The 11,308-nt window shown below is 54.8% G+C and carries 10 protein-coding genes; 3 read left to right on the top strand and 7 right to left on the bottom strand.

Going from position 1 to position 11,308, the window contains the following annotated elements; all coding sequences use genetic code 11:
- Positions 1–844: 844 nt before the first annotated feature.
- Positions 845–1,669 (top strand): hypothetical protein, encoded by an 825-nt coding sequence (locus B3Z49_RS11235; protein WP_296990871.1) that lies wholly within the window; start codon positions 845–847, stop codon positions 1,667–1,669.
- Positions 1,670–1,757: 88 nt separating this feature from the next.
- Here B3Z49_RS11235 and B3Z49_RS11230 read toward each other — a convergent pair whose 3' ends face one another.
- A complete protein-coding gene (locus tag B3Z49_RS11230) occupies positions 1,758–2,336 on the bottom strand; it encodes a YqgE/AlgH family protein (protein ID WP_008889194.1) in 579 nt (192 codons plus the stop codon).
- A 320-nt stretch (positions 2,337–2,656) separates the two neighbouring features.
- On the opposite strand from B3Z49_RS11230, the gene B3Z49_RS11225 reads away from it, so the two are divergent.
- Both B3Z49_RS11225 and B3Z49_RS11220 read left to right on the top strand, forming a co-directional pair.
- The gene (locus tag B3Z49_RS11225) at positions 2,657–4,864 is read left to right on the top strand and encodes a protein-disulfide reductase DsbD family protein (RefSeq protein WP_296990868.1); all 2,208 of its coding nucleotides are present in this window, start codon (positions 2,657–2,659) and stop codon (positions 4,862–4,864) included.
- 218 nt (positions 4,865–5,082) lie between these two features.
- Positions 5,083–5,562, top strand: coding sequence for a peroxiredoxin (locus B3Z49_RS11220; RefSeq protein ID WP_008889192.1), 480 nt, complete (start codon positions 5,083–5,085; stop codon positions 5,560–5,562).
- Between the two features lie 89 nt (positions 5,563–5,651).
- Here B3Z49_RS11220 and B3Z49_RS11215 read toward each other — a convergent pair whose 3' ends face one another.
- The 6 genes from B3Z49_RS11215 to B3Z49_RS11190 all read right to left on the bottom strand — a co-directional run.
- Positions 5,652–6,056: a hypothetical protein gene (locus tag B3Z49_RS11215; RefSeq protein WP_040822685.1), complete on the bottom strand. Its 405-nt coding sequence runs from the start codon at positions 6,054–6,056 to the stop codon at positions 5,652–5,654.
- Positions 6,057–6,266: 210 nt separating this feature from the next.
- Positions 6,267–7,178: a protein phosphatase CheZ gene (locus tag B3Z49_RS11210; RefSeq protein WP_296990864.1), complete on the bottom strand. Its 912-nt coding sequence runs from the start codon at positions 7,176–7,178 to the stop codon at positions 6,267–6,269.
- A 202-nt stretch (positions 7,179–7,380) separates the two neighbouring features.
- Positions 7,381–8,877, bottom strand: a complete 1,497-nt coding sequence (gene gcvPB / locus B3Z49_RS11205) for an aminomethyl-transferring glycine dehydrogenase subunit GcvPB (protein WP_296990862.1) — start codon at positions 8,875–8,877, stop codon at positions 7,381–7,383.
- Positions 8,874–10,229, bottom strand: coding sequence for an aminomethyl-transferring glycine dehydrogenase subunit GcvPA (gene gcvPA, locus B3Z49_RS11200; RefSeq protein WP_210515033.1), 1,356 nt, complete (start codon positions 10,227–10,229; stop codon positions 8,874–8,876). Before gcvPA ends, gcvPB begins: the two co-directional genes overlap by 4 nt.
- A gap of 3 nt (positions 10,230–10,232) precedes the next feature.
- Positions 10,233–10,604 carry a glycine cleavage system protein GcvH gene (gene gcvH / locus B3Z49_RS11195; protein ID WP_008889187.1) on the bottom strand — a complete coding sequence of 124 codons (372 nt, stop codon included), beginning with the start codon at positions 10,602–10,604 and terminating at the stop codon, positions 10,233–10,235.
- Between the two features lie 74 nt (positions 10,605–10,678).
- Positions 10,679–11,308, bottom strand: a 630-nt coding sequence (locus B3Z49_RS11190) for a glycine cleavage T C-terminal barrel domain-containing protein (RefSeq protein WP_296990857.1), incomplete at its 5' end; no start/stop codon positions are given.

Genomic DNA, 11,308 nt, shown 5'->3' with positions numbered 1-11,308 from the left:
CCCGGTAAGTACCGCCAATCCCAACAAAAGAATGGGAAATAGCTTCTTGATCGACATGCGAATCTGCCCCCTCGCATTACATCTCAAGGCGATATGCCTCACTCTTCCCCACCCCCGCTGGGCTTTGGTGACTTGGTGTATCATCCCCTTCTTGGGATGACCCCAACCTCAACCAAAGATTAAAGTACAACGGGCCGGAGCATTTCCTCTGACATATCTTATTCTTAAATAGCCTGCACATGAAAGTACATTGGTAACGCAGGCAAATAGCGTATCTTCGACACCTGTTCCAGAAAAAACCTCGCTGCGTTGCACAAAAAATGTATTTGATAACAAATCAAATTAGCGCCCCGGTTTTAGCTGAAGCCGTTCTAAATACCCACCCTTGGATAGAAAAACCGCCATTCCTCTCGGCCGATTTTCGCTTCACCTGCGTTTGCTGCTTTGCAATATATGCGCAACAGACCTTAGAATCACTTCAACCAATGGCTAAAGCCGTTTCGTCACCCGTCCTACGCAGCCGACATCCGTGCGGATCAACTCAACGCTACGTCACATTGATGACATCGCAGGATGCCCCGATTTTGACCGGGCATTGCCGAAAAAACCTTTCAGGGAACGATTCGGTGCATACTTTGAGGCGCTTCGATCCTACATGCAGCAAAATTATGGTCCAAACCCTTTAACTGCGTTGGCTTTTCCCCAATATCACGGATAGAAATTCGGTTGGATATATCAGCTTTGCGGACTATTCTACCATCACGTATGCATTCCCGATGTTCCGTGCAAGATGGTCAAACCGGCCCTTGTCCGATGCTGACGGTTCAAAGACAGAGGTTCGTCTATGGCACGCTCAGGAAGTAAAAGACTATTCACCGCAGAGATGCGGTTGCTCAACAAGCTCGAAACCATGAGTGACATGGTCGCCCTGCCGACCGAAATGCCGACCGACACGGGTAGTGCTGCAGGCAGCGCTGACATTTCAAGCCTGCACACCGCAATCGAAGAGCTCAAACTTGAACTGTTGTCCGACATCCGCTTGATGATCGACGAACAGAAAAAGGCGAACGCGGCAGCAGCCCCGGACGATGACGAACAGGCAGATGCCCGCAAGGAACTGCGGCTGGTCAAAAACGAAGTCCGCGCACTTGCCAATTCCATTCAGGAAACGAAAAAGGAAATCGCTGCTCTTTACACCGCCCCCGAAGACGACAGCGGGACACGCCTGAATATCGTGAAGGGCGAACTTGATTCCGTCGTTGCCGCCACCGAGGATGCGACTGCCAACATCCTTGAAACCGTCGAAAAGATTGACGCGGTTGCTCACAATATCCGTTCCGCCGCCCCGGATGACTACACGCAAGGGCTGGCCGATGACATTGTCGAACTGGTGGTGAAAGTCTTTGAATCCTGTAACTTCCAGGATCTGACCGGACAGCGGATTACCAAGGTCGTCAATACCATGAAGTATATCGAGGAACGCGTGAACCGCGTGATCGAAATCTGGGGTGAGGATGACTTTGGCGACTTTGACCTGCCGCCAGATCCCAAAGGCCTCGACAATCTGGACAAAACCGTCACCAAGGCACCGCAGAATGCCAATCGCGTGTCTCAGGATGAAGTCGACCAGATCTTCTCACAGGAAGAAATCGACGCCCTGTTTGATTGATCGATCACGACGGTACGAAATGCAAAAGCCTGCCAAATTGGCAGGCTTTTCTTTTGACGGGTTCTCAAGGTCTCGGGATAGAACGCCTTTAAGCGTGTCCGGCTTCACCCGAAAGCAGTTCCGGCGCAAAGCCAAGCCGTGAAAACGCCTGCTCCCACTTGTCTTCGCAATCGGTATCAAACAGCAGATCGGCGTCGGCGTCGACGTGAAGCCAGCCATTGGCAAGGATTTCACTTTCAAGCTGACCGCTGCGCCACCCGGCATAACCAAGGGCAAGGATGCGGCTTTGCGGACCTTCGCCGACGGCAATCTGTTCAAGAATATCAACCGTCGCTGTCACCGACACGCCACGATCAACATGAAGGGTCGCCTCATTGGAGAAATCGGTCGAGTGCAGAACAAAGCCACGGCTGCTTTCAACCGGGCCGCCGAAATGGACCTGAATGTCTTCGATGGTCGGTGCCGGGCGTGCAATGCCAAGCTGTTCAAGCAATTCCGGGAAAGTGATGCTGTCGATCAGGCGGTTGATCACCAGCCCCATCGCACCGTCTTTATTGTGCGCACAGATATAGACCACACTTTGCGAAAAGCGCGGATCACGCATGCCCGGCATCGCTACCAACAGCTTGCCGCCGAGATAATCACCCGTGCCTATACCTTCTGCCATGTCGCAACTCTCTTTATCCTGTTTCACAGAGCCTAGCGCGAATACCTGCCCATTTCCATCAAGAACCCGGAAAACCGTGTTTTTTGTCGTTTGACATTCCGGATTCCCATATACCTCATGTAGGTAGTAACGCACTGCCACGGCAATGGATCCATCTCGTTTTGCGTTGGATCAGGACAAACCCCTGCCTGCATGTGCTAGTGATAGGGCGTTCACACAGTCGTGGCTTGATTTGAACGGGGACTGGAATTACGCCTCTTCTGTGCCACAAGTTTGGCCCACACTGCGCAAATCGGTTTTTCGTGCTTAAGGAACAACACGTGCTCCGCCACCTTATCACCCGCTTGGCTCTTTTGATTGCCATCTGCCTGTCATCCATTGGTGCAAGTTCTGTTGCACTGGCGGCATCGGATATGGCAACCGACTGGGTCGATGAGGACTTCACGTCAGTCCGCCTGATCAGTGCACAAACCGAAACCGGCGGCAAACAGACACTCCGCCTTGGTCTTGAATACGAACTGCAACCCGACTGGAAGATTTACTGGCGCAGCGCAGGCGATGCCGGGTTCCCGCCGCAACTTGATTGGACCGGGTCCGAAAATGTCGGCGACGCAAACATCCTTTGGCCCGCACCGCACCGCTTTTCGATCTTTGGCCTCGAAACATTCGGCTACAAGGATCACATCATTTTGCCGATTGATGTTGCGATCCCTGATCCGACCCAGCCGGTCGCGATCCGCCTCGATGTCGATTATCTGGTGTGCAGCGACATCTGCATTCCGGCAAATGCCAGCTTCAATCTTGATGTCCCGGCAGGCGCCTCCGCTGGTGCAGGCACCTCGATCGCCAGCAATCACGCCCACCAGATCGAAAAATTTGTTTCCAAGGTGCCGCTGCGGGGCACCAGCCTTCCCATCGAAGTCACCAGCATTTCCAGCATCAATCAGGGCGAAACACACAGCCTGCGTCTGGGTGTTCGTGGTCTTGATGATGCCGGGGTCGACATTGACGACATCCTGATTGAAAGCGACCTGCGTGCGGGATTCGGTCTGCCCGAACCGCAAACGGCCGCCACGGGCAGCAACGAGGATGTTCAGTATTTCGATCTGACCGTCATGGGTTTGGCCGAAGACCAGACACTGGAAGATCAGCCGGTCACCGTCACCGTCATCGCCGGTCCGCTTTCGGTCGAGCAAAACCTTGTTGTCGGGGATGGTATTGCCGCCATAAGCACCGCATCCAATGCGGGCGCAACGGCAGGCATGAGTTTCGCGATGATCGGATTGTTCGCCTTGCTTGGCGGTTTGATCCTGAACGTCATGCCCTGTGTATTACCGGTCCTGTCGATCAAGGTCATGTCAGCCCTTAAGGCCCGCGAACAGGACATTAACCGGGTGCGCATCGGTTTCCTTGCCAGTGCCGCCGGGATCATCACATCCTTCTGGGTGATTGCCGCTGTGCTGGTCGGCATCAAACTGGCCGGGGGCACCATTGGTTGGGGCATTCAGTTCCAGCAACCGCTGTTCCTGACCGTCATGACGATCATCCTTGCCCTGTTTGCGTTGAACATGTGGGGGCTGTTTGAAATTTCCGGCCCGGATCAGCTTGGCAACGCGGCAAATGACGCCATCACACGCAGCGAAAGCCACGGCCACCATATCAGCAGCAACTTCCTGACCGGCATGTTTGCCACCTTGCTGGCGACCCCCTGCTCTGCCCCGTTCCTTGGCACGGCGGTTGGTTTTGCACTGGCGGGCAGTGTGTTTGATATCTTCTGGATCTTCACCTTGCTGGGGATCGGCCTGGCCCTGCCGTATTTTGCCATCGCCATCCAGCCGCGTGTGGCACATATCCTGCCCAAACCCGGTCGCTGGATGATTGGTGTCAAAGTTGTTCTGGGTCTTGCCCTGATCGGCACGGCGATCTGGCTTCTGGGCATTCTGTCGGTTCAGATCGGCATGGGTGGTGCGATTGCTGTCGGGCTTGGCCTAATTTTGGGTGGCGTCTTTATCTGGGCCCGCAAACGCACATCAAACCTGCGTCCACGCTTTGCCTTTACGTCACTGGCGGTACTGGGCTTCTTGGTTGCACTGTTTGCCCCCGGCTTTTCAAAACCGCCGTCGTCGCCGAGTGCATCATCGGACAATGGCACACTTGTCTGGCAGGCGTTTGCACCTGAAACCATTGATCGTTTGGTTGCCGATGGAAAGACGGTCGTGATCGATGTTACGGCCGAATGGTGTGTGACCTGTCAGGTCAACAAGAAGCTGGTTCTCGAAAAACCGGACGTCCGAAATGCATTGATGCAAGATGATGTTGTCCTGATGCAGGCCGACTGGACCCGTCCGGATCAAAAGATTGCTGATTACCTTGCCTCTTATGGCCGGTTTGGCATCCCGTTCAATGCGGTATTTGGTCCGGGGGCACCGGATGGCATTTTGCTTTCGGAGTTGCTCGGTGTGGACGAGGTTTTAGGCGCGCTTGAAGATGCAAACGGTTCGGCAAGCCTTGCCAGTTCCGCAAAGTGATCACATCTGATTGGGAACGCGCAGTGTTTCCGGCTCCTGCGAGAGTGCAGGCGTTAAAGTGCATACAGGCCCAAAATTGCTGCCAATTCAAGTCAGGCAGATGAAACCTGTTAAAAACTCTGCGTGAAAGCATTGAATGCCAAGCAGATTTGGTGTTTGATTCCGGCATGCGATCCAGCGCGCAGTCAACGGGATTGCGCCAAATAACGGAGATACCCATGACCATTTCAGTCGGTTCCGAACTCCCGGAAGTTACCCTTTTCCGCGCAACCAGCGACGGTCCGGAAGCCGTCAATTCCAAGGAATTCTTCGCAGGTCGCAAAGTTGTCCTGTTTGCCGTACCGGGTGCCTTTACCCCGACCTGCTCGGCCAAACACCTTCCGGGCTTTGTTGCCAAAGCCGATGAGATCAAAGCCAAAGGTGTCGATGAGATTGCCTGCCTTGCATCAAACGATGCCTTTGTCCTTCAGGCATGGGCAGATGCGGAAAAGGCCAACGACGTCACCATGCTTTCGGATGGGGATCTGGCGTTTGTCGACGCAACCGGGCTTGGACTTGATCTGACCGGCCGCGGCCTTGGCAAGCGTGCCAACCGTTTCGCCATGATTGTCGAAGACGGCAAAGTTACCGACATTGCCGTCGAAGAACCGGGCGCGTTTGAAGTTTCAAGCGCCGAAGCTGTTCTGAAAAAGCTTTAAAACCGGAAACTTTCCCGCAACAAGCGCTTAAAGCTCCGCAATCATTTGCGGAGCTTTTTGCTTTGACTGTAGGGAATATTATTGCCTGATCAGCGCGGAAGCAGAACCGGTATCGGGTCTTCCTTGCTGTCATAATCGCATTCAAAGGTCGGGTTGGTGTGCTTGGCAATGAAATGCACAACACCTTCCCGGAAACTGTCCTTGATCGGTGACCAGCTCATATAGACCCCGCCACGGGTGTCATATTCGCGAATATCCGGATCTCGCATCAGTTCAGAAAAACTGTGTCCAAGATCTTCTGTTGCACCAGCCACCAGCCAAGACGGCTTCAGGCCACCATGCCACAGCAAGTAAACGCCACCGACCCCATCCAGGCTAAGCTCTGAAATATCGTCGATCATGAACAGGCGGTAGTACTCCCCACGTGGGCTTTTTCGCCATTTTATGTCTTGTGCCTTTGGCTGGCGAATAGCACCGAGAGACCAAAATCCCATATTAACCTCCAAGCACGCCAAAACGCGTGCAACCGTATGTCACACGCATCCCAACATAGCTTCTTATTCTTATAGGTAAGAACTTACCTTACATATGTAAACTTTTGATTGACAAAAGACTGGGCGAAAACGCCTGCAGCGCTCTTTGCCAAGAAGATATAGCTCACGCTACTACCTTAAATCACAGCACAAAACCAAGCATTTTTCGAATTATTCGAACAACTTGTCGATATCGTCCTGACTGATGCCTTCCCCTTCGAGCTGCGGACCATTCAAAAGGTCTGCATCTTCGGGCCGTGATTCTTCCTCGACCTCAGGAACCGGCAATTCGGCAAACGCATCTTCACCCCAGATCGAGATCATGTTGTGGACGCGCTCTTCAACGAACTCAAGCGTGCTGACCACCTTGTTGATGCGCTGGCCGGTAATGTCCTGGAAGTTACAGGCTTCAAAGATCTTGGTCACGATGAAGGCAATCTGTTCGACGTGATCGGCGACAAAATCGCTCGGCGCCGAGTTTTTAAGCGTCATCGTCAGATCGTCAATCTGTTCGGCGGATTCCAGAATGGTATGGGTCGCCATTTCGGTATCCTTGACGATGGCATCAAGTTCCGAGGTCGCACTTACCAATCGGTCATCCTGCGCTTTTGGATGGCGCAGCGACGCAATCTGAACCTTGGCCCGGTGGATGTGTTCGTTCATTTCCGCGATCTGGGTGCGGATCAGTTCCAGATCGTCACGATCGGGCTCTGCCGCCCCCGGGCGATTGGAGTGACTTGGGTTACTTGAAACCGGTTCGGGCAATTCATCCATAGGCGCATCGTTTGATGCAAACGGGGTGGCGACATCACTGGCCGGAACACCACCGGCTGCCACCGCCTGACGCAGTTGTGAAACTTCACCACGCAGGGCTCTGATTTCATCAAGAACAGCCTGGGTAATACCGGATGTTTCCGGGGCACTCGTCGCTGCCGGCAAGGATGCCTGCATCGGTTCCCCTGCCCCCATGCCGCTTTCCAGCGTCGGGTCAAAAAAGGAGTCAGACCAATCCTCAACAACACCACCGGTGCGTTCTTTAAGACGACGTTCGGCAGTGAATACTTTTTGCACGCGACGAGACATAACTGACTTTAACCCTCCGGAACGGACATGCGTCCGATCACTAAATCCCCAAACGCACCTTTTTGACGGCGTTCATTACTATTACGGCAAGTATAAGGGTGCAGATTGCGACAAGTCCAATGGGTTTCAAGTCCAAGTCTTTGAAAAAGAACACCCCGGCCAAAAGACCGGGGTGCTCCAAAAGGTCAGGTTGCGTTGGTTATCAAGCTGTTTCAGGCTTCCAGCGCAAAACCGGCTTACGTGCAGCCGCCGTTTCATCAAGGCGTCTGCGCGGGGTCAGGTAAGGTGCATTCTTGAAGAATTCTGCATCGCCCGACTCGGCCTTGGCCACAAGCGACAGAATCGCATCACAGAACTGATCAATCGATTCCTTGGTTTCGGTTTCGGTCGGTTCGATCAGCAACGCCCCATGAACCACCAGCGGGAAATACATCGTCATCGGGTGGAACCCTTCGTCGATGATTGCCTTGGCCAGATCCAGTGTCGAAACCCCGGTATCTTTCAGGAAGCCGTCGTCAAACAGCGCTTCATGCATGCAATAGCCCGGGAAGGCGACACTGAGCTTGTCCTTAAGACGCGCAAGCAGATAGTTGGCATTCAGCACTGCATCACCCGATGCCTGACGCAGGCCATCTGCACCATGGCTTTTCATATAGGTCAGCGCACGAATAAACATGCCCATCTGACCATGGAAGCCCTTCAGACGGCCAAACGGCTTCATGCCGTCTTCTTCGTCTGCGGTTTCGACCAGATGGAAACCATCACCCTTTTTCACGACATAGGGGATCGGAGCAAACGGTGCCAGGGCCTCGGAAAAGACAACGGGTCCTGAACCCGGTCCACCGCCGCCATGCGGGGTCGAGAACGTCTTGTGCAGGTTGATATGCATCGCATCAATACCAAGGTCTGCCGGGCGCACCCGACCGACAATGGCGTTGAAGTTCGCACCATCGCAATAGAAGTAACCTCCCGCTTCATGCACCAGATCGGCGATCTTGCGCACGTCACGTTCGAACAGACCGCATGTATTCGGGTTGGTCAGCATAATGCCAGCCACATCGTCGCCAAGCTTGGCTTCAAACGCCGTCAGGTCAACCCGGCCATCTTCGGTCGCCGGGATAGAATCAACCGTAAAGCCACAGGCGGCTGCGGTTGCCGGGTTGGTCCCGTGGGCGGATTCCGGCACCAGAACGCGACGACGGTTTTCACCGCGCGCATCCAGGGCCGCACGAATGGCCATCATACCGCAAAGCTCGCCCTGCGCACCCGCGGCCGGAGACATGGAAACCGCCGGCATGCCGGTCAGGACCAAAAGCCAATGTGCACACTGATCAATCAGTTCCAGCGCACCCTGAACGGTGCTTTCGGGCTGCATCGGATGCAGATCGGCAAGACCGGGCAAACGCGCGACTTTTTCGTTCAGGCGCGGGTTATGCTTCATCGTGCATGAGCCAAGCGGGAAGAAACCGGCATCAATGCCATAGTTCTTCTGCGACAGGCGCGTGAAGTGACGCACAACTTGCGGCTCGGACAGGCCCGGAAGACCAACGTCGCTGTCACGGTCAAGGCCGCCAAGGCGCGATTTGGTGCCCTTGGGTTCCGGCAAATCAACGCCGGTTCGGCCGGGCTGGCCCTGCTCGAAAATCAGCTGTTCTTCAAGAACAAGTCCACGGTTGCCGGTATGTGTTGTAAAGGTCATGCCAGCGCCTCCTTCAATGCGGACGCAAGCGCCGCGATATCCTCGTCCGTGTTGGTTTCGGTAACCGCAACCAACAGGTAGTTATCCAGATCCGAACGGTTCGGATACAGGCGCGACAGCGGCACACCGGCAAGGACGCCCTTGGCAACCAGTGCTTCAACCACTTCGGCGGCCGGTTTGGAAAGCTTCACGGTGAATTCGTTAAAGAAGCTGTCATTGACCACAGATGCGCCTTCAACGGCGTCAATCGCATCGGCAGCCTTGCAGGCATTTTCATGGTTCAACGTCGCCAGACGGCGATAACCGTCTTCACCCAGCAAGCTCATATGCACTGTAAAGGCCAACGAACACAGGCCCGAGTTGGTGCAGATGTTCGAGGTCGCCTTTTCACGGCGGATATGCTGTTCGCGGGTCGACAGCGTCAGAACAAAGCCACGCTTGCCGTCCTGATCAACCGTTTCACCACACAGACGGCCCGGCATCTGACGCACGAGCTTTTGCGTGGTGGCAAACAGACCGACATACGGCCCACCATAATTCAGCGCATTACCGATCGACTGGCCTTCGCCGCAAACGATATCTGCGCCAAAGCTGCCCGGTGATTTCACCGCACCAAACGCCACCGCCTCGGTAAAGACCACCACCAGAAGCGCCCCCTTGGCATGGCAAAGATCAGCCAGTTGGGTGTGATCCTGAATGCGGCCAAACACGTCCGGGTACTGCACCACGACACACGCGGTCTGATCATCAATCAGATCGTTGAGTTCTTCGGCAGTTGCCTGATGTTCCGGATGCCCATCGCGCCCGGCGACTTCGGTGTCGCTGTACTGGCAATAAGTTTCGGTCACTTCGCGGTAATGCGGGTGCAGACCACCCGAAAGAACCGCCTTCTTGCGACGGGTCGCACGGCAGGCCATCAGAACCGCTTCGGCACAGGATGTTGCACCATCCCACATCGACGCGTTGGCAACATCCATCCCGGTGATCGAGGCAACCTGGGTCTGGAATTCAAACAGGTATTGCAGTGTCCCTTGCGCGATTTCCGGCTGATACGGGGTATAGGCGGTCAGGAATTCACCGCGCTGGATCACGTAATCAACCGTCGCCGGGACATGGTGGCGATAGGCACCCGCACCCAGGAAACTGGGCACGCTTGATGCGCCCATGTTTTTGGCGGCCAAGGCCATCATATCGCGTTCGACCTGCATTTCGCCAAGGTGGGATGGCAAATCAACAGGTGCATCAAGCAACGCGCCATCCGGCACATCACAGTAAAGTTCATCAACCGATGATGCCCCGATGGTATCAAGCATCGCAGCACGATCAGCGCGTGTCAGTGGGAGATAACGCATGTTTTAAAGGCCTTCGACGAAGTCTTTGTAGGCAGCTTCATCCATCAGCTCATCAAGCTGGGATTCATCGGTCAGTGTCATTCTAAAGAACCAACCATCGGATTCCGGGGCTTCATTGACCAGTGCAGGATTGTCATCGAGTTCTTCGTTGACCTCGACAATTTCACCATCGAGCGGGGCGTAGACGTCACTGGCGGCCTTGACCGATTCAACAACCGCGGCGTCGCCATCCTTGGTCAGTTTCTTGCCAACTTCCGGCAGCTCGACATACACGATGTCGCCTAGCGACTGCTGCGCGTAATCGGTAATGCCAACGGTTGCCACACCGTCTTCAAGCTCGATCCATTCATGTTCCTGCGAAAATTTCTTAGTCATCTTCCATTGTCCCTGTTGATCAATTCAGTGCCAATGCAGCGTAGCGCCGCTCTCTCTATGATAAATTCTGGTTCTCAACCGCGGAAATAACGATGCGGCGCGAACGGAAGTTCGACCACCTCGGCCGGGCGCGCCTTGCCGCGCACCATAAGATCGACCTTGGTACCCGGTTCGGCAAATTCAATTGCGACATACCCCATGGCAATCGGACCATCCACGGTCGGACCAAACCCGCCCGAGGTAATCTCGCCGATTTCTTCGCCATCTGCGTTCAAAATCTGGGTGTGTTCGCGTGCTGGCGCCTTGCCTTCGGGCTTGATGCCGACACGTTTGCGATCCGCACCGTGTTCAAGCTGATCAAGGATCACATCCGCGCCCTTGAAGCCACCTTCGGCCCGGCGACGTTTGTTGATGATCCAGTTCAGATCCCCTTCAACCGGGGTCGTGGTGGTATCAATGTCGTTACCATACAGGCAAAGGCCCGCTTCGAGGCGCAGTGAATCACGTGCGCCAAGGCCAATCGCCTCGACCTCGTCCTCGGCCAGCAGCTTGCGTGCAAGCGCCTCGGCATCGGCGTTGGGCACAGAAATCTCAAAGCCGTCTTCGCCAGTGTAACCCGAACGGGTGACAAAGCACGGACTGCCAGCGATTTCGATTTCGGCAAAGCTCATGAATTTCAGATCGGCAACCGATGGCGCAAAGCG

The sequence above is a fragment of the Thalassospira sp. UBA1131 genome (assembly GCF_002311515.1).
Lineage (GTDB): Bacteria > Pseudomonadota > Alphaproteobacteria > Rhodospirillales > Thalassospiraceae > Thalassospira.
The sequence above is the reverse complement of the archived record's forward strand: the minus strand, read 5'-3'. Positions and strand labels throughout refer to the sequence as shown.